The 19,234-nt window shown below is 69.5% G+C and carries 17 protein-coding genes; 10 read left to right on the top strand and 7 right to left on the bottom strand.

The window, feature by feature from the left end; genetic code table 11:
- From D471_RS0110695 to D471_RS0110665, 8 genes are all read left to right on the top strand, one after another.
- Positions 1 to 200 (top strand): DUF2617 family protein (locus D471_RS0110695; RefSeq protein WP_017598616.1); only part of this gene is annotated, 200 nt, incomplete at its 5' end.
- A 13-nt stretch (positions 201 to 213) separates the two neighbouring features.
- The gene (locus D471_RS0110690; RefSeq protein ID WP_017598615.1) at positions 214 to 543 is read left to right on the top strand and encodes a hypothetical protein; all 330 of its coding nucleotides are present in this window, start codon (positions 214 to 216) and stop codon (positions 541 to 543) included.
- Between the two features lie 568 nt (positions 544 to 1,111).
- Positions 1,112 to 1,540 carry a DUF350 domain-containing protein gene (locus D471_RS0110685; RefSeq protein WP_017598614.1) on the top strand — a complete coding sequence of 143 codons (429 nt, stop codon included), beginning with the start codon at positions 1,112 to 1,114 and terminating at the stop codon, positions 1,538 to 1,540.
- A 70-nt stretch (positions 1,541 to 1,610) separates the two neighbouring features.
- A complete protein-coding gene (locus D471_RS0110680; protein ID WP_026127598.1) occupies positions 1,611 to 3,176 on the top strand; it encodes a polyamine aminopropyltransferase in 1,566 nt (521 codons plus the stop codon).
- A gap of 451 nt (positions 3,177 to 3,627) precedes the next feature.
- Positions 3,628 to 3,921: a lactococcin 972 family bacteriocin gene (locus D471_RS38335; protein ID WP_083924183.1), complete on the top strand. Its 294-nt coding sequence runs from the start codon at positions 3,628 to 3,630 to the stop codon at positions 3,919 to 3,921.
- Between the two features lie 16 nt (positions 3,922 to 3,937).
- Entirely contained in the window at positions 3,938 to 4,240 is a 303-nt protein-coding gene (locus D471_RS38330) for a lactococcin 972 family bacteriocin (protein WP_083924182.1), read from the top strand.
- 70 nt (positions 4,241 to 4,310) lie between these two features.
- Entirely contained in the window at positions 4,311 to 6,383 is a 2,073-nt protein-coding gene (locus D471_RS0110670; RefSeq protein WP_017598612.1) for a bacteriocin-associated integral membrane family protein, read from the top strand.
- A gap of 9 nt (positions 6,384 to 6,392) precedes the next feature.
- Positions 6,393 to 7,040 (top strand): ATP-binding cassette domain-containing protein, encoded by a 648-nt coding sequence (locus D471_RS0110665; RefSeq protein ID WP_017598611.1) that lies wholly within the window; start codon positions 6,393 to 6,395, stop codon positions 7,038 to 7,040.
- Positions 7,041 to 7,379: 339 nt separating this feature from the next.
- Here the strand turns inward: D471_RS0110665 and D471_RS0110660 are convergent, their stop codons facing one another.
- The 6 genes from D471_RS0110660 to D471_RS0110635 form a co-directional block, all read right to left on the bottom strand.
- Positions 7,380 to 8,804, bottom strand: a complete 1,425-nt coding sequence (locus tag D471_RS0110660) for an NAD(P)/FAD-dependent oxidoreductase (protein ID WP_017598610.1) — start codon at positions 8,802 to 8,804, stop codon at positions 7,380 to 7,382.
- Positions 8,805 to 9,030: 226 nt separating this feature from the next.
- Positions 9,031 to 9,888, bottom strand: coding sequence for an ABC transporter permease (locus D471_RS0110655; RefSeq protein ID WP_017598609.1), 858 nt, complete (start codon positions 9,886 to 9,888; stop codon positions 9,031 to 9,033).
- Positions 9,885 to 10,739 carry an ABC transporter permease gene (locus D471_RS0110650; RefSeq protein ID WP_017598608.1) on the bottom strand — a complete coding sequence of 285 codons (855 nt, stop codon included), beginning with the start codon at positions 10,737 to 10,739 and terminating at the stop codon, positions 9,885 to 9,887. Before D471_RS0110650 ends, D471_RS0110655 begins: the two co-directional genes overlap by 4 nt.
- Before the next feature lie 5 nt (positions 10,740 to 10,744).
- Positions 10,745 to 12,013, bottom strand: a complete 1,269-nt coding sequence (locus D471_RS0110645; RefSeq protein WP_026127597.1) for an ABC transporter substrate-binding protein — start codon at positions 12,011 to 12,013, stop codon at positions 10,745 to 10,747.
- An 85-nt stretch (positions 12,014 to 12,098) separates the two neighbouring features.
- Positions 12,099 to 13,259: an ABC transporter ATP-binding protein gene (locus D471_RS0110640; RefSeq protein WP_017598606.1), complete on the bottom strand. Its 1,161-nt coding sequence runs from the start codon at positions 13,257 to 13,259 to the stop codon at positions 12,099 to 12,101.
- A 100-nt stretch (positions 13,260 to 13,359) separates the two neighbouring features.
- Entirely contained in the window at positions 13,360 to 14,808 is a 1,449-nt protein-coding gene (locus tag D471_RS0110635) for a gamma-aminobutyraldehyde dehydrogenase (RefSeq protein WP_017598605.1), read from the bottom strand.
- 235 nt (positions 14,809 to 15,043) lie between these two features.
- On the opposite strand from D471_RS0110635, the gene D471_RS0110630 reads away from it, so the two are divergent.
- Both D471_RS0110630 and D471_RS0110625 read left to right on the top strand, forming a co-directional pair.
- On the top strand, positions 15,044 to 16,420 hold the full coding sequence (locus D471_RS0110630) for an aspartate aminotransferase family protein (protein ID WP_017598604.1): 1,377 nt from the start codon (positions 15,044 to 15,046) through the stop codon (positions 16,418 to 16,420).
- Between the two features lie 269 nt (positions 16,421 to 16,689).
- Positions 16,690 to 17,457: a peptidoglycan recognition protein family protein gene (locus tag D471_RS0110625; protein ID WP_017598603.1), complete on the top strand. Its 768-nt coding sequence runs from the start codon at positions 16,690 to 16,692 to the stop codon at positions 17,455 to 17,457.
- Positions 17,458 to 17,517: 60 nt separating this feature from the next.
- On the opposite strand, the gene rox is transcribed toward D471_RS0110625, so the two are convergent.
- Positions 17,518 to 18,945 carry a rifampin monooxygenase gene (rox, locus tag D471_RS0110620; protein ID WP_017598602.1) on the bottom strand — a complete coding sequence of 476 codons (1,428 nt, stop codon included), beginning with the start codon at positions 18,943 to 18,945 and terminating at the stop codon, positions 17,518 to 17,520.
- Positions 18,946 to 19,234: the final 289 nt, after the last annotated feature.

Here is a 19,234-nt window from a genome sequence, read left to right as displayed (position 1 = left end):
ACGACCTCTCCCGCCGGATCGGCCGCCTCCGTGACGAGGTGGCCGATTCCCCCGGCGGCCTGTACGTCACCTTTCCCGGTGACCCCCTCGCCGTGACCGCGCTGCACCTGAACCCTCAGGCCCCCCTCGGCTGGCGGACCTGGCACGCCTATCCCCAGAGCGGCGAACTGGTCTCGACGACGGCGACCATCACCCCCTGACCGAGGAGCCACCATGCCCCCCACCACCGTCCGGACCCCGACCGCGAGACTCGGCGTGGTCGTCGGATCGGCCCTGCTCGCTCTGTTGCTGACCTCCTGTGGAGGCGGTGGGGACGACGACTGCCGTCGCGCCGGTAGCACCCCCAGCCCGACGAACGCCCCCGGCGGCGCCTACGGGTCCGGTCCCAACACCACACCCACGGACGATGACGACGACTGCGACGGCGGCCGCAGCGGCGGAGGGGGCGGTTTCTTCTTCTTTTTCGGCGGTGGCGGAGGCGGCTCCAACAGCAGCGGCAGCGGCGGCGACCACCGCGGCGGGGGCAGCGGCTCCGGTAAGTAGGGGCGGTACCCTGCGGTGTCGGGGGGCGAGCGCCCCCCGACACGTGTGTCCGCCCCGCCTGGTCCTGACCACCTCGACCGGGCCGACGGCCCCCTCCCGGTGCCGCCGGGTCCCCCTGCCCCCGGGGAGCGTCCGGCCGCGCCGAGCGGTCCGGCGCCATCGATTCCACATGTCCAACGACGCGGCGAGCCGGATTCCGGGCCCGTCCGCGACCATCCCCCACCGTGAGGAGATCCCTTCATGGACGACGAAGGAAAGAACAGGACACTGCTGACGGTGGTCCTCATCGTCCTTGCCGTCATCGTGATCCTGGTGCTGATCGCGTCCTGTGACAACGGCTCGACCAACTACTGCCCGGACGACGACTACGTCTCGGACCCGACCTACGACGATGACGACTGCGAGAACGGCTACAACAGCTCCGGCGGCGGAGGCGGCCTCTTNCAACAGCGGCGGCGGCAGCAGCTACCGCGGTGGCGGCTCCGGCTTCGGCAAGTAGCATTCAGGCACGTCACGGCATGCACCACGACATCACGACCCCCTTCCCCCAACCTCGCAGGCAAGGACCATGAACGACCTTCTCTTCAACTCCCTGTCCGCCCTCGCCTACGGCGGCGTGGGTATCGCCGTCCTCATCGTCGGCTACCTGGTGGTCGACCTCCTCACACCGGGCAAGCTGCACAAGCTCATCTGGGAGGACCGCAACACCAACGCGGTGCTCCTGGTGTCGGCCAACACGCTGGGGACGGCCATCGTCGTGCTCTCCGCGATCCTCAGCAGCGAGTCCGAGGTGAGTGTGGCCGCAGGCCTCCTGTCCACCGCGGTCTACGGCGCGATCGGCCTGGCCGTCATGGCGGTGTCCTTCCTCCTGATCGACCTCATCACCCCGGTCAAGATCGCCCGGATGATCAGCAGCCCCGAGCCGCACCCGGCCACGTGGGTGAGTGCCACGGCGCACGTGGCCATCGCCCTGGTGGTCGCGGCGGCCCTCACCTGAGGGACGGGAACCACCGCACCGGCCGGCCCGAGACCACGGTCGGCCCCTCTCCACAGTTAGGCGTGCTCCGTTGACCGAGACCACCGACCGACCGGCCTCCAGACTCCCGGTTCCGCCCCGTGTGGCGCGGTTCCTCGTACTGACGGCGGTGTTCGTGTGCGCCGCGTGCGGTCTGGTGTACGAGCTCGCGCTGGTGGCGATCGGCAGTTACCTGCTGGGCGACACCATCACCCAGGCCTCCGTGGTGCTGTCGGTGATGGTGTTCGCCATGGGGGTCGGCTCACTGCTGTCCAAACGGTTCCAGGGCAACCCCGCGCTGTCCTTCGCGGTCGTCGAGGGCCTGCTGTCACTGGTCGGCGGGTTGTCGGTGCTCCTGTTGTACGGGGCCTTCGCCTGGTTCTCCGCCTACCAGCCCGCGCTGGTGGTGCTCGCGTTCGTCATCGGCGCGCTCATCGGAGTGGAGATCCCCCTGCTGATGACGCTGATCCAGCGCATCCGTCGGCAGGACGCCTCCGACGCGGTCGCCGACCTGTTCGCCGCGGACTACGTCGGCGGCCTCATCGGCGGCCTCGCGTTCCCGTTCGTGCTGCTCCCCCTCCTGGGGCTGCCCAAGGGCTCGGTCATGGTCGGCGCGCTCAACGCCGTGGTGGGTGTGGCCGTCGTCCTGTGGCTGTTCCGCGCCCAGCTGGGCCGACGCGCCTACGCGGGGCTGACCGCGGGGCTGGTCGTCGTCCTGGGCGTACTCGGGCTGGCCTTCGCCTACGCGGACCAGTTCGAGATCGACGCGCGCCAGGCGCTGTACCGCGACCCGATCGTGTACGCCGAGCGCTCCGAGTACCAGGAGATCGTGCTCACCCGGTCGGTGGACGGCGAGGACGTACGGATGTTCCTCAACGGGTCGCTCCAGTTCTCCACCCTGGACGAGTACCGCTACCACGAGTCGCTGATCCACCCGGTGATGGACGGCCCCCGCGAGGACGTCCTCGTCCTGGGCGGCGGCGACGGCCTGGCCCTGCGGGAGATCCTGGCCTACGACGACGTCTCCTCGGTGACCTTGGTCGACCTCGATCCGGCGGTCGTGGAACTGGCGTCGACCGACCCGGTGATCCGTGAGGTCAACGAGGACTCGTTCGAGGATCCGCGGGTGGAGGTCGTGCACACCGACGCCTTCCGTTGGCTCCAGGAGAACGGACGGGAGTTCGACGCCGTGGTCGCCGACCTTCCGGACGGGGACGACGTGGGCACCTCGAAGCTGTATTCGGTGGAGTTCTACGCGTTGGTCGCCGAGGCCATGGCCGAGGACGGGCGCCTCGTCGTCCAGGCGGGCTCCCCGTTCTTCGCCCCGGAGGCGTTCTGGAGCGTGAACCACACCCTGGAGGAGGCCGGTTTGGCCTCGACCCCGTACAACGTGGACGTGCCCTCGTTCGGGAACTGGGGGTTCTACCTGGCCACGGAGGAGGCGGCGCCGACTCCGACCCTGCCCGGGGACGCGCCGCCCCTGCGCTTCCTCGACGAGGACCTGCTCGCCGCGTCCCTGGTGTTCCCGATGGACCGACGCGACCCCGGGGTGGAGGAGTCCACCCTGATGCACCCCCGCGTGATCGACTACCAGCGGGGCGCCTGGCGCGGGTACTGACCGGGCTCGGGGCGAGGGTTCCGAGCGCTCCGGAACCCGTGCCGGGGTTCCGGAGCCGCACACGCTGACACCGCGCAGCCTGGGAACTCGGGCCGGTGGGCGGCCACGCGGTGGATCTGGGTGAGGCGGACGTCACCATACTGGACACGGATCGGCGATCCGACGGCCGCGCCACGCCGCTTTGCGTATCGCCCGGGAGAACCCTTACCCGGCCTTACCCACCTCTTTCCGACGGCACATCACGCACGGCACGCGAGTGGCCACATGCGGCCATAGGTGCCACCGGCACGAGAAACGCCAGGTGGGAAGGCACATTCCACGGGCGAATCCGAATTTCTCCACGTTACAGTCAATTGCCCTGACTGGTTGGCAACTGTTAGATTTTCACGCAGTGAGCAAGCGAGAATTTGACTCACATTCTTACCCCCCTTTTTTTCCGGCAAGGATCCCCATGAAAATCAATTTTAGACGCACAACCGTGACAGTGCTATTGACCAGTGGTCTCGCGCTGGGTGCGGCAGGAATCGCAGCTGCCGATGTCGATTACGTTGGCGGTGGAACTTGGTACCACGGAATCACCGAAACCCGCGTGTACTCGAATTATTACCACGGTTCCGTTTGCCACGGGTCCACCGCAGTGGGCACAACGGTGGTCAGGGACTCGGCACCAGCAGGCGGCACATCACGCGCGAGTGCACCCAGAGCATGGACGAACAACCAGTCCTACTACCGGACCTCATGCTAGCCTAAGGAGCTTATTCATGAACGCTTTCAAACGTATCTCCATCGCTGCGCTCATCGCCTCTGGTATCACCGTGGGCACTGCTGGAGTGGCTGCGGCCGTCGTCGAATACGTCGGCGGCGGCACCTGGTCACACGGCTCGCAAGGAGTGGCCGGCGCCGGCGTCACGTGGTCGAACTACCATCACGGCTCCGTGTGCCACGGATCTACGGCCGTGGGTGCGTACACGGTCCGTGACTCAGCACCTGCGGGGGAATGGTCCAGGGCTGCGGCGCCGAAGGCGCTCGGCAACAACCAGACGTACTGGCGCACGAGCTGCTGACCACCGAACTCGACGCGGCCCGCCAGCATCCTGCCCCGGCGGGCCGCCCCTCCCGTGACAGGACCAGCAGGTGCCCAACCGCATCCTCTCCTTCGCCTACAGCGCGTGCCTGGCCTTCGCCGCCGTCATCGCCTTCCTCCTCGCAACCACCGCGGAGCAGACCATCTACGTCCTGGAGGACTCGGAACTGGTCTGGATCAGTGAGAACGACGGCACGCACGACAACGCCGAGGTCGCGGCCAGCGTCCAACGGATCGCCGACGACCACGGCGCGGCGATCGCCTACGTGATCCCCGACGTCGAGGAACCGTCGACGCTGGTGCACATGTACCTGGCAGTGTCCGACCCCGATTCGCACTACGCCGACTGGTTGGACTCGGGGTACCCCTCGTTCAGCCGCGCCATGACGGTCCGGACCCACCCCATCGACGCGTTCGGCGACGTTGGCCCCAACGGCCACTACCTCGTCCTCGGCGCGCCCCAGGCCGAACCCGCCCTGCGGGAAGCGCTGGCCGAACACGGGCTGCGTGAGGCAACCGGCACGACGGTCACCCAGCTGTGGCACTACTTCACCGGGGGCCGACTGTTCAACCTGGTGGCTGTCGCGCTCCTGGGGAGCGTGACCGCCGTCGGCGCCGGGGTCCTGCTCGGCTCTCGCGAGTACGCCGTCCGGCGGCTCCAGGGCCACTCCTACCTGCGTGTTCTCCGGACCGACCTGGGCCGGGTCGGTCGACTGTGCGCGATCGCGCTCCCCATTGCGACTGCGGCGACCCTGGGGTTCCTCGGCGTCTACAACGGCTGGAACCAACTGGGCTTCTACACGCCGTTGGCCCTGGTGTTCCTGGGGCTGCTGATCGTGCCGTGCCTGCTCGTGCACGCGGGGACACTCGGGTTGGTGCACGCCACCGGGATCCTCCCGGCGCTCAAGGGCCGCCTGCCGGTGCGCAGCACCACGGTCGCGATCTACCTGGTGCGCGTGCCCGTGCTGGCGCTGTCCCTGGTCATCGTCAGCGCGATCGCCCTGTCCGCCCAGAGTGCCCGGGAGCAGAGCGCCGCCCTAGAGCTGTACGAGGAGTATCCGGATACCTCACGCCCCGCGCTCAGCTCCAACTACGGCTGGGCGGATGCCGACGCGGTCGACGACGCGCTCGGCCCTTGGCTCCGGCGGGTCGACGCCGACGGCGACATGGTCCTGGCAGCGCATCAGAGCCCGTTGGAGTTCGTCCCGCCCGATCCCGCCGGCGTGGCGCCCCCCGCGATCGACCTGCGGATCCTCCTGGTCAACGACACCTATCTCGCCGAACAGGAGGTCCTCGCGCCCTCCGGCGAGCGGTACGGATCGGGCGACGAGGTCCGCGTGATCATCCCGGACTCGGCTGCGGAGCACACCGAGCAGATCGTCGCGTCGACGGAGAACTGGCTCAGTGGGGCGAGCGAGTCCGAACGCGCCCTCGATGTCGAGGTCCTTCCCGCGGCCGACGGCCAGACACTGTTCACCTACGGCATGGAAGGCGGCGGGCGACCGCTGTTCCTGCCGCTGGTGTACGAACCGGTGCTCATCGCCCTACCCAACGGTCAGGTCCTGTCCGACACCAGCTACGTCACTCACATGTCCGCGCGGGAGACCATCTTCCCCGCCCCCGGCGTCGTGGAGGAGTTCCGCGCCAGCGACCCGCAGGCGTCCCGTTACATCTCAATGGTCGAGACGCTCACCACCAGTGCGCTGGTGGCGCACGCCAACACCCTGACCACGCTGCGCACCGAGATGTTCAACCTCGTCGGCGCGACGGCCGTGCTGGTCCTGACCGCCATGGCCGCGTGCGTCATCCATGTACGCACCCGGGCACAGGAAATCTTCGCCAGGCACATCAGCGGATGGTCGTTCGTCGCCACGCACCGCCGGCTGCTGGCGGTCGAGGGGCTGATCGCGCTGGCCTTCGTGGCGTGGGCGGTGTGGGACACACTGTCTGCCCTGGCCGCGGCCAACGACCCGGGCAACCCCCTTCCCCGGGGGCTGATGACCACCACGGGCACGGAACCGTACTATGCCGCAGCGATCGCCGTGGCCTCCCTCGCGATCACCGTCACGGCGCTGGCGTCCTTCCACCGCCGCATCGTCCTCGAAGGCGCCTCCCAGGCGTAAGGAGTTCCCATGATCAGCACGGCCCGGTTGGCCAAGTCCTTCGGAGACCGCACCCTGTGGAAGGACGTCGACCTGACCGTCGAGACCGGCGAGCTGCTCGCGCTCGTCGGCCCCTCGGGGTCAGGCAAGACCACCCTGCTCAACTGCCTGGGCCTGCTGGAGCGCCCCAGCGCGGGAGACGTCATGCACGGGGGCCGAAGCGTCACCCGGCTCGGCGCGGGGGGGCGTCGCCGCTTCCGCCGCGCGCACCTGGGTTACCTGTTCCAGAACTACGCCCTCATCGAGAACGGCACGATCCGGGACAACCTCGACGTGGTCGGGCGGGACCGGACCTCGCACGCCGAGGCGTTGGAACGGGTCGGTCTCGCCGGTCGCGAGAAGGCCGTGGTGCACCGCCTGTCGGGCGGTGAGCAGCAGCGCGTCGCGCTCGCGCGCCTGATGGTCAAGCGTCCGTCGGTCGTGCTGGCCGACGAACCGACCGGAGCCCTGGACGAGGACAACGGGCGGATGGTGATCGATACGCTTCGAGGCATGGCGCGCGAGGGCTGCGCCGTGGTCGTGGCCACGCACAACGACGCGGTGCGCGACGCCTGCGACGCGGTGTTCGACGTGCACACCCAGCGGCTCAGTGCGGCAGCGGGGAACGGCCGGGGCTGACTCCCACGACGGACACACGGGCTCCCGGCCGCGGCCGGGCCGGGGCCTGCTGGCGTTCACCTCCAGTCTGTCCATCCTGGAGCTGTACACCTACCCCGTGTCCATGGCGGAGGGGCGGGACCTGGCCGCCGGGGGTTCGCCTTCGTCTGGGTACGAGGGTCGGCGGCACCGCGCCGCCGGACGCCCGACGCGTCGCGGCCCGGGCCGATCGTCGACCCGGGCCGCACCCGTCCGGGTCCGGGAGCCCTCACTCCCCCGGACCCGGGGTCCTCGTGTTCGAAGCATGCACCCCGGCGCGCCCGAACCCGGTCCGAAGCGGCGGGCCCCACAAGGCACTGCCTAGCTGTCGAAGCCCAGACCCATCGCGTCCAGGGTCCGCAGCCAGAGATTGCGTTTTCCGTCGTTGCGGTCGGCGGCGGCCGTCGCCCGCAGCGTCAGCTCGATCCCCAGCGACCGCACCGGCTCCGGCGGGAACGGCAGCGGCTTCTCCCGCACCATCCGCAGCCGGGTGCGCTCGGTGTCCAGGCCGTCGAGCTTGTCGAGCATCACCTGCGCGCCGAAGCGCGTCGCCCCGACGCCGAGGCCGGTGTATCCGGCCGCGTAGGCCAGGCGTCCCTTGTGCGCGGTGCCGAAGAACCCGGAGAACCGGCTGCACGTGTCGATCACCCCGCCCCAGGTGTGCGTGAACCGCACGCCCTCCAGCTGCGGGAAGTTCTCGAAGAAGTGCTCGGCGAGCTTCTGGAAGGTCTCCGGCCGCTGGTCGAACTCGGGGCGCACCTTGCCGCCGTAGTGGTGCACGACGTCGTAGCCGCCCCACAGGATGCGGTTGTCCGAGGTCAGACGGTAGTAGTGGAAGAAGTTCGAGGCGTCGCCGACGCCCTGGCGGCCCTTCCACCCGATCGACGCCATCTGCTCGTCGCTGAGCGGCTCGGTCATCAGGGCGTAGTCGTACACCGGAGCCAGGTAGTGCCTCAGGCGGCGCAGCGGCCCTGGGAAGGCCCCTGTGCCCCACGCGACCTTCTGCGCGTGCAGGGCCCCGGCACTGGTCTCCAAGCGGAGCCCGGAGTGCGTGGACCGGATCGCCCGCACGGGCGTGTTCTCGAAGATCCGCACGCCCAGCTCCTGGCACGTGGCCCGCAGCCCCCAGGCGAGCTTGGCCGGGTGCACCATGGCGACCGCGTCGGGCTCGTACAGCGCGCCGACATAGGTGGGCGAATCCACCTCCTGACGCATCCGCTCGGCGTCCCACACGTGGGCCTCGTACCCCAGCTCGTGCATGGCCGCCGCGGACTCCTCGAAGCCCTCCGCCTGCCAGGGCGCGGTGGCCACGAGGATCTCCCCGGTGCGCTCGAACTCGCACTCGATCCCGTACCGCCGGACCGCCTCCTCGATCCCGTCGAGGTTGGCGCGTCCCTGCCGCTCCAGTTCGCCGACCTCCTCGGGCCAGCGCTCGGCGCCGTTGTCGTACCCGTGGGTGAGGCTGGCCGCGCAGAACCCGCCGTTGCGCCCGGAGGCCGCCCACCCGGCGGTCCTCGCCTCCACCAGCACCACGTCACGGTCGGGGTCGCGCTCCTTGGCGAGGAGCGCGGTCCACAGTCCGCTGAACCCGCCGCCGACCACGACGAGGTCGGCGTGGACGTCCCCGGTCAGGGACGGTGCGGGTTCGGGCACGTCGTGGCCCTCGATCTCGGGGTCCAGCCAGAAGACCTTCGGGCGGGCGCCCTTCAACGCCCTCTCCGCTCGCGCGGTCGCTCCGTCGGCCATGGGTTATCACTCCGCTTTCTCGTGACCGTGTCCGCCGACGTCCGGCGGGCACGGATCCCCTGTCCGGGGAAAGGGGGAGGTGGTCCGGCATGGACGGATGGTGCCGGAACGCCTCCCCCACCGCACGTACGACACACCCGGGATCCGGGATCCGCGGGGACGCCGCCGCGCGGGGTCGGTGTGGCTCGGTGGCGTCGGGACGTCCCCGCGGAGACGTCCCGACCGCTCACCTCCTGCGTCTGCTGCTGATGACGTTCACCACCGCGAGAACCACACCCACCAGGAACAGCAGCGTGCCCATGACGTTGACCTGCGGCGGGATACCGACGCGGGTGGTGCCCCAGATCCACAGGGGGAAGGTCGTCACGTCACCGCTGACGAAGGAGGTGATGATGTAGTCGTCGATCGACAGTGCGAAGGCCAGCAGCCCGCCCGACATCACCGCCGGGAACAGCATCGGCAGGGTGACCAGCCGGAACGTGGTGAACGGTCCGGCGCCCAGGTCGCGTGCGGCCTCCTCCAGCCGCGGGTCCAGCGTGATGACGCGCGCCCGGACCGTGATGGCGACGAAGGACACGCAGAACATCACGTGCGAGACGACCGTCGTCCAGTAGCCCGTGGTGATGTTCATCATCAGGAACGTGGACAGCAGGGCGGCGCCGATGACCACCTCGGGCGCGCTGATCGCTGAGAACATCACCAGGTTGGTGAGCTGCTTGCCCCGGAAGGTGAAGCGGCCCAGCGCCAGGCCGAGGAGGGTGCCGAGCGCCCCGGAGATGACCATCGTCAGGAGCGCGATGCTCACCGAGTTGAACATCGCCTGGTTCAGGTCGGGGTAGGCGAGCGCGTCCTGGTACCAGCGGAACGTGAACCCCTGCCAGGTGACGTTGTGTCGCCCGGCCGGGTCGTTGAAGCTGAACGCGGCCATGAACAGGATCGGCAGGAACAGCCAGGCCAGGACCGCGATCGTGTAGACGCGCCCCCAGTCGATCCGTCGTCGCGGGCGCGCGGACCGCTTCACGGCCCCCGTGTTCTCCGGGGTCTGCGGGGCGGGCTCGGTGGGTGTGTGGACTCCGGTGCTCACGTGTGCACCTCCATGACCCGCTCGGTTCCCAGGGCCCGCGCGTAGCTGAAGATGCCGACCAGCAGGAGCCCCATGAGGACGAAGGTGATCGCCGAGGCGATCGGGTAGTTGTTGTTGACCAGGTACTGGGTCTGGATGACGTTGCCGATCATCGTGTTGTGCGTGCCGCCCAGGACCGACGAGTTGACGTAGTCGGAACTGGTCGGGATGAAGGTCATCAGCACGCCGGCGAACACCCCGGGCAGGGACACCGGCAGGATCACCCGCAGGAAGGCCTGGACCCGGCCCGCGTACAGGTCGTGGGCGGCCTCCACCATGCGCGGGTCCATGCGCTCCAGAACGGCGTAGATCGGTAGGACCATGAACGGCAGGAAGTTGTAGGCCAGGCCCAGGATCACGGCGGGCGAGGAGTTGAGGACGGCCGCGTCGGACGGGAGCAGCCCGACTGACTTCAGGGTGCCCAACACGACGCCGTTGTCGGCGAGCAGGAACCGCCAGGAGATGGTCCGCAGCACGAACGACACGAAGAACGGCAGCAGGATGAGCAGCAGGTACGTGGACTTGTGCGCCCCGCCCCGGAACGCGATCCAGTAGGCCATCGGGTAGCCGATGGCGATGCACAGCAGTGTGGCGCAGCCCCCGTAGAACAGGGAGCGGACGATCTGCTCCCAGTAGGTGGCGACGGCCTCGACGTAGTTGCCCACCTCGAAGGTCTGCTGGAAGCCGGTGACCACGTTGCCCGTGGTCAGCGACAGCGACAGCATCCCGCCGATGGGCACGACGAAGAACATGGCCAGCCAGACCCAGGCCGGCAGCACCAGCACGTAGGGAGTGGTCTTTCGGTTGCTCATGGCGGTCAGCTCTGTGTGATGGCGTGGAAGAGGGATGCGAACCCCTCCTGGTCCTCGGCGGCCAGGTTCACGTAGTTGTGCAGCCGCTGGTACTCGGCCTCGGTCGGGAAGACGAGCGAGCTCTCGGCCATCTCCCTGAGCGCCTGGCCGCGCTCGCTGTCACCCTCGGCGTCGGCCCACTCCCCCATGACCTCCTGGACGTAGGGAACCGGGGTGATGTAGGCGATGTACTCGGTGAGTCCGGCGGCGATCTCCGGCTCGTAGAGGAAGTTCATCAGCTCGATCGCGTCGACCGGCGCCTGCGAGGTGTAGGGGATCATCATGCAGTCGGTCCAGATCGTGGCGCCCTCGTCGGGGACGACGAACTTGAGGTTCGTGCCCTCTTCGGCGTTCTGCTGGTAGATGTCGCCCGACCAGGCCATGGTCATCCACAGGTCGCCGTTGGTCAGCGGCTGGATGAAGTCCTGGCCGTAGTAGGCGCGCACGATCCCGGCGTCGCGCTGCTCGCGCAGGGCCTCGGCCGCGGCCTCCCAGTCCTCCCGGGTGGAGTCGGCCGGGTTGACGCCGTTCTTGAGCAGACCGAAGTTGGCGATCTCCTGGGCGTCGGCCATCATGCCGACCTTGCCCTCGAACGCCGGGTCCCACAGGTCGGCGATACTCGTGATCTCCCGGTCGACGTACTCCGGGTTGTAGGCGATGCCGGTGATGCCCGAGGTGTAGGGGACCGTGTACTTGTTGCCGGGGTCGTAGGCGGTGTTCTTGTAGATCTCACCCGCGTAGTCGGCGTAGTTGTTCAACCGGGTGTGGTCCAGCTGCGCGAGGTAGCCGAGCTCGATCAGCTTGGCCAGCTCGAAACCGTTGGGCAACACGATCAGGTCGTAGCCGGTGTCGTCGCCGTTGGCGAGCTTGGGCTGGATCTGCCCGAAGAACGGTGCCGCCTCCTGCACGTCCTCCTTGTAGTCCACCTCGATCCCGGTGGCCTCGGTGAACTGCTGGAGCTGCGTGCGCTCGGAGTCCATGTACAGCGGCCAGTTGGCGAACCGCAGGGAGCCGGTCCGCTCCTTGTCACCCCAGTAGTCCTCGACGGGCTCAGCGTCGCGCTGCTGGCCGCCGACCCCGCAGGCGGACAGGGCGAGCGCGGCGGCGGCCACGCCGCCCGCCTGAAGGGTGCTGCGACGGCTGATGCCGGGCACGGCGAGGGAGCCTCGCTGTCGGCGGCGGGTCAGACCGCGCAGGAGCGAAGGGTCTGGGTTCAGGCGAGGACGGTGGTTCATGTCGAATTCCCTGCTTCTGATCGGGGGATGCGGCTTGGGGACCGGGCCGGTCCGGAGCGGTGTCCGCGGACCCGGTCGGGGTCGGTCAGTCGGACAGCGCGTAGGAGTGCTCGGGCAGCCAGGACAGCCACACCCGTTCGCCCCGTTCGGCGACCAGACCCGATCCCGAGGCGTTCTGCTGGAAGACCGTGACCTGCTGGTCCGAACCGATGTCGACCTGGTAGTGCGTGGCCGAACCGAGGTAGACGGTCTCGGTGACCGTCCCGGGCACGCGGCTGACCGCTCCCTCGGGCTCCGCCACACCGATGTGGACCTTCTCCGGGCGAACGGTCAGGTGGACCTCGCCGCCCGCCTCCGCCGTGTCCGGCAACTCGGCGGCCAGGGCGGTGGCGCCGTCGCCCACCTCGACCCGCCAGGGCTCCCCGCCGGAGCGGTCCCAGACCACACCCGTGAGCAGGTTGCTGGTCCCGATGAAGTCGGCGACGAAGCGGGTGGCGGGGCGTTCGTAGATCTCCGCGGGAGTGCCCAGCTGCTCGACCCGGCCGTGGTTCATCACCGCGATGCGGTCCGACATGGTCAGCGCCTCGCCCTGGTCGTGGGTGACGTAGACGAAGGTGATGCCGACCTCGCGCTGGATGCGCTTGAGCTCGACCTGCATGGACTGGCGGAGCTTGAGGTCCAGGGCGCCCAGGGGCTCGTCGAGCAGGAGCGCTCCGGGCTGGTTGACCAGGGCCCGGGCCAGCGCGACCCGCTGCTGCTGACCGCCGGAGAGCTGGGAGGGCCGGTGCTTGGCCCGGTGGCCCAGCTCGACGAGGTCGAGCATGTCCGCGACGCGGGTGCGGATCTCGGCCTTGGCGACCCCGCGTCGCCGGAGCCCGAACGCGACGTTGTCGGCGATGTTCATGTGCGGGAAGAGCGCGTAGCTCTGGAAGACCATGTTGACGTCGCGGTGGTTGGCGGGGACCCCGGTGACGTCGCGGCCGTCGAGCCGGACGGTGCCGGAGGTCGGCTCCTCGAACCCGGCGATCATGCGCATGGTCGTGGTCTTGCCGCACCCCGAGGGGCCGAGCAGTGAGAAGAACTCCCCCGTGCCGATGGTCAGGTCGACCCCGGTCACGGCCGTGACCGTCTCCGACCCCGAACGGAAGGACTTGGTCACGTCCTCCAGGCTGATGGCGGGTTCCCCCGTCTGGGCTGGCGGCTCGACCGCCGCCTCGGGCGCGGACGTGGTGGTGCTTGTTGCCATGGCGGGGTGGTTCCTATCAGCTCGCGTTCCAGGGGAATGCCGGTCGGGCCGCCCGGCCGCGTGGTCGCGGTCCGGGTCGGCCGCCGGGTCGGGTGTCGGGTCAGTCACCGATGTAGCTCATGACGTGCTTGATCCGCGTGTACTCGTCGAAGGAGTACATCGACAGGTCCTTGCCGTAGCCGGAGTGCTTGAAGCCGCCGTGCGGCATCTCCGCGGTGATCGGGATGTGGGTGTTGATCCACACACAGCCGAAGTCCAGGCGGCGCGAGACGCGCAGCGCCCGGGCGTGGTCCCTGGTCCAGACACTGGAGGCCAGGCCGTACTCGACGGAGTTGGCCCACCGGACGGCGGTGTCCTCGTCGGTGAACCGCTGCACGGTGATGACCGGGCCGAAGATCTCGTCGGTCACCAGCTCGTCGCCCTGCTTGAGGCCGGACACGACGGTCGGGGCGTAGAAGAAGCCCTCGTCGCCGACCCGTTCGCCGCCGGCGAGGATCTCCGCGTGGTCCGGGGTGCGCTCCAGGAAGCCGCTGACCCGGGCGAGCTGGTTGGCGTTGTTGACGGGGCCGAACAGGGCGTCGGCGTTGCTCGGCGGGCCGGTCACGGTGCCTCGGGCCTGCTCGGCCAACGCGGCGGCGAAGTCGTCGTGGACACCCGGCGCGACGAGGACGCGGGTGGCCGCGGTGCAGTCCTGGCCCGCGTTGAAGAAGCCGGCCTCGGCGATCCCGGCGGCGGTCCGCTCGATGTCGGCGTCGTCGAAGACGATGACGGGTGCCTTACCGCCCAGCTCCAGGTGGAGGCGCTTGAGGTCGCGGGAACCGGCCTGGGCCACCTCGAGCCCGGCGCGGGTGGAGCCGGTCAGTGAGATCAGCTGCGGGATCTTGTGGTCGACGAGCGCGCGACCGGTGTCGCGGTCACCGCAGATCACGTTGAACACGCCCGCGGGGAGGAACTCGGACGCGATCTCGGCGAGCAGCAGCGTGGAGACCGGGGTGGTGTCCGAGGGCTTGAGCACGATGGTGTTGCCCGCGGCCAGCGCGGGGCCGATCTTCCAGGCGGCCATCGCCATGGGGTAGTTCCACGGGGAGATCTGGCCGACGACGCCGATGGGCTCGCGGCGGATCCACGAGGTGTGGTCGGCCATGTACTCGCCCGCGGCGCGGCCCTCCAGGTTGCGCGCGGCACCGGCGAAGAACCGGAGCGCGTCCAGGACCTGGGCGATCTCCTCGCTCTTGGTCAGCGCGACGGGCTTGCCGCAGTTGCGCACCTCGGCCTCGACCAGCTCGTCCGCGCGGGCCTCGACCGCGTCGGCGAACTTGTTGAGGGCGATCTGCCGCTCGGCCGGCGTGGTGTCGCGCCACCCGTCCTCGAAGGCCCGCTGGGCGACCTTGAAGGCGTGGTCGACGTCGGCGGCGGAGGACACGGGAGCCGTGGCGAAGACCTTGCCCGTGGCCGGGTCGACGATGTCACTGCGGATTCCGTCGATCGTGTCGACGTACTTCCCGTCGACGAAGTTCCGGAGGTGGTCGAGATCGGTCCCCTGTGTCACGTCTGCTCCCTTGGCTGGTCAGGCACGTCGCGCGCGCTTTCGTGTCATGGATCACGTTGCCATCAGGGCAGCAGAAGTTCAAGGGATTCCGTTGTAAAAGTTCGGTTTCGCGACGGATACTTGACAAGATCAGTCTTCGTGCCACTATTTCTATAGCGGGTCCATGCAGGGGCCCACGGGTCGACCGACCTTCCACACGGTCCCCGCACCTACCCAGCGATCATGGGAGTACCAAGTGGCAGCGAGCCTGAGCCCGCAGGACGTTCAGCGGGCCGCCAAGGACCACCTGTGGATGCACTTCACGGAGATGGCCGCCTACGACGATGCCGACGTCCCCGTCATCACCCGCGGTGAGGGCGTCCACGTCTACGACTCGAACGGCAAGAAGTACCTGGACGGCCTCGCGGGGCTGTTCGTCTCCCAGGCCGGGCACGGCCGCACGGAGATCGCCGACGCCATCGCCGAGCAGGCGAGGGAGCTCGCGTACTTCCCCATCTGGACCTACGCCCACCCGAAGGCCGCCGAGCTGGCCGAGCGGATCGCGGACCTGGCCCCCGGCGACCTGAACCGCGTGTTCTTCACCACCAGCGGCTCCGAGGCCGTCGAGTCCGCCTGGAAGCTCGCCCGCCAGTACTTCAAGGCGATCGGTGAGCCGCTCCGGCACAAGGTGATCAGCCGGAAGATCGCCTACCACGGCAGCAGCCTGGGCGCGCTGTCCATCACCGGCCTCCAGGGCATCAAGACCCAGTTCGAGCCGCTGGTGCCGAGCACCATCCAGGTGCCCAACACCGACTTCTACCGCGCGCCGGTCCACGGCGACGACCCGGAGGCCTTCGGGCGCTGGGCCGCCGACCAGATCGAGGACGCGATCCTCCAGAACGATCCGGACACCATCGCCGCGGTCTTCGTGGAGCCGGTGCAGAACTCCGGCGGCTGCTTCCCGCCGCCGCCCGGGTACCTCCAGCGTGTGCGCGAGATCTGTGACCGCTACGGCGTGCTCATGGTCTCCGACGAGGTCATCTGCGCCTTCGGCCGCCTCGGCGAGTACTTCGGCGCCACCAAGTACGGCTACGTGCCCGACATGATCACCTTCGCCAAGGGCGCGACCAGCGGTTACGTCCCGCTCGGCGGTGTGGTCGCCCGCGAGCGGCTGATGGAGCCGTTCAAGGAGGAGGGCAACGTCTTCCTGCACGGCATCACGTTCGCCGGACACCCGGTCGCCGCGGCCGCCGCGCTGGCCAACATCGACCTGTTCGAGAAGGAGGGCATCCTCGACAACGTCCGTGAGAACGCCCCGGTGTTCCGCGCGACGCTGGAGAAGCTGCTCGACCTGCCGATCGTCGGCGACGTGCGCGGCGACGGGTTCTTCTACGGCATCGAGCTGGTGAAGGACAAGGAGACCAAGGAGGTCTTCACCGCCGAGGAGTCCGCCCGACTGCTCAAGGGCTTCCTGTCGCAGGCGCTGTTCGAGGCCGGCCTGGTCTGCCGCGCCGACGACCGCGGCGAGCCCGTCGTCCAGCTCTCGCCGCCGCTGACCTGTGGCCCGGAGCACTTCGACGAGATGGAGCGCATCCTGCGCAAGGTTCTCACGGAGGCCTGGGAACGGCTCTGATCCCGCCGGTCCCGCGGTCCGCGTGCCCCCGCCCCCGACTTCCGGGCGGGGGCACGCCCCTTTTCCCCTTCCCCGGGCCGCGACGGGGCGGGGAGCGCCGAGGCCGGAACCCCGTCGGAAGGGCGCCACGCAGCCGATATCCCGAGATTCATGCCGCCCAAGGTCTGGTGTTCTCCGCGCATTGAGCGCACAATCAGTGAACAACTGGTAATCCAGCGTAGAGGTCTGTCTGAGCGAGTCCCCTCCACCACACCCGCAGGAGGTCACCCGTGATCGACTACCCGCGGACCTATTTCGGCTGGTCCGCCTCCTCCCCCGCCGACTACGCCGACCCCCGGTCCGGTCTCGTCGTCCACTACAACGGCCCCCCGACCGATCTCGACGGCCACGCCGCGTGCGTCTCCTACTGGAAGAACACGCGCGGCCACCACGTCGACGGCCGCGGGTGGGACGACATCGGGTACAGCTTCGGCGTCTCAGTCGAGGGCGGGATCTTCGAGGGCCGGGGGCTGCGCCGGTACCAGGCCGCCCAGGGCACCTTCTCCGGGAACGCGAACTACTACAGCGTCACCCTGATGATCGGCGAGGGCGAGCGGCCCACCGACGCCCAGATCGACGGCGTCCGCCGGCTGCGCGCCTGGCTGAGGTCCGACCACGGAGTGTCCGGGACGGTGCTCGGCCACCGTGACTTCGTATCCACCTCATGCCCAGGGAGTGTGCTCTACGCCCTGGTCGAGAACGGCACGTTCACCCAGGCCCCCGGGGCCCCTCCAGGATCGGGAGACGAGATGCTCGGACTCAAGGTCGGCGACAGCGGCAGCCGCGTCACACTGCTCCAGCAGATGCTCACGTACGCGGGCGCCAGCCTGCCCGAGTACGGGGTCGACGGCTCCTATGGCCAGGAGACCTCCGCCGCCCTGCTGTGGGTGCGCAAACAGATGGGCTCGAAGGCCACCGACGGCGACACCGTGACCTCCTACGCGCTCGCCCAGCTCCACGCCCAGATCGCCCGCCACCAGTCCGCCGCAGTGGGCTGACTCCCAGGGCCGCCCCGCCCGGAGCGAACCGTCCTCGCCCGGGCGGGGCCACCCGCGGACTCATCCGGCGGCGGCGCCGAACCACGTCGGCAGGTGGCCGACCAGTTCCTCCTGGTCCTCGCCGACCCACGCCACGTGGCCGTCCGGCCGCAGCAGCACGGCGGGCGCGTCCAGTTCCTCGGTTCCGTCCACGACGTGGTCGATCCGGTCCGCCCAGCCCGCCGCCGAGAGCCGTCCGGTCCGGTCGAGCAGCAGTCCGCGCCCGCCGCGCGTCAGCTCGTAGAGGCGACCGCGCCTCAGCCCGATGTCGCGCATCCGCCCGCCGAGCAGGCCGTGCCCCTCACCGAAGTCGTACCTGACCGCGATCGCGGTGACCTTCTCGATGAGGTACCGGTTCACCTCCTCGAAGTCCATCAGCTCCGACATCAGACGGCGCACCGCCTGGGGACCCGGTTCGGTGGACATCAACTCCATCTGCGCGCGGGTGTTGTCCAGCACGTCGGCGGCCACCGGGTGGCGTTCGTCGTGGTAACTGTCCAGCAGTCCCTCCGGAGCCCAGCCGCCCACCTCGGCCGCCAGTTTCCAGCCGAGGTTGAACGCGTCCTGGATACCGAGGTTGAGCCCCTGCCCGCCGGTCGGCGGGTGGACGTGTGCCGCGTCGCCCGCGAGCAGGACCCGGCCGACCCGATAGCGCTCGGCCTGCCGGGTGGCGTCGCCGAAGCGGGACAGCCAGCGCGGCGAGTGCACCCCGAAGTCGGTGCCCGCGACCGCCCGCAGCCGCTTTCGGAACTCCTCCAGAGTCGGTGGGGCCGAACGGTCCTCGGTCACCCCCTCGGCGGGAACGACGACGCGGTGCGCCCCGCCCCCGAGGGGCCCGACGCCGAACCGCTTCTGCGTCTTGCGGACCTCGGCCACCGTCGCGGCCACCGTTTCGGGCGGCATGGACACCTCCATCTCGCCCAGCAGCGTCTCGACCCTGGTGGGCTCACCGGGGAAGCCGACGCCGAGCAGCTTGCGCACCGTACTGCGGCCGCCGTCGCAGCCGACCAGGTAGCGCGAGCGCAGCCGTGTGCCGTCGGCCAGCTCAGCGGTCACCCCGTCGTCGTCCTGGCTCAACCCGACCAGCTCGCGTTCGCGCCGGATCTCGGCGCCGAGCTCGGTGGCGCGTTCCTCCAGCAGGCGGTCGACGACGGGCTGCGGGATGCCGAGGACGTAGGAGTGCGCGGTGTCCAGCCGGTCGGGCCAGGAGGTGCCGAGACCGGCGAAGAAACCGCCCACCGTGAACTTCTGGCCGTGTTCGAGGAATCGCTCCAGCAGGCCGCGCTGGTCCATCACCTCGATGCTGCGCACGTGCAGGCCGAGCGCGCGGACGACGCTGGTCGGCTCCGCCTCCCTCTCCAGCACGACCACCCGCACACCGTGCAGCCGCAGTTCGCTCGCCAGCATCAGGCCGGTCGGACCACTCCCGACCACGATCACGTCAACCATGGAACCCCCGATCGAATAGCGCCGATGTCGGCCGGGCACCCCATGTGATCCGGCGACGGTCGACGATTCTGGGGCGCACCCGGGGTCTTGCCGCAAGCCCCCGGGTGCGCTATAGGTTGAAAGTGGCGGGAACCGTCCAGAATCCGGCGGCAATGCGCCCGGGACCCGTTCCCCTCGTCGGGCGTACCGGAGGCCGTCCGTCCCCGGCCCGGGCCACGGGCCGTCTCAGGCCTCCCCGAGCGCCGCGAGCGCCATCACCGCCCCCAGTTCCCAGCACTCCTCCCGCGCC

Source organism: Nocardiopsis lucentensis DSM 44048 (assembly GCF_000341125.1).
GTDB lineage: Bacteria > Actinomycetota > Actinomycetes > Streptosporangiales > Streptosporangiaceae > Nocardiopsis > Nocardiopsis lucentensis.
This window is presented reverse-complemented; position numbering and strand designations above follow the sequence as displayed.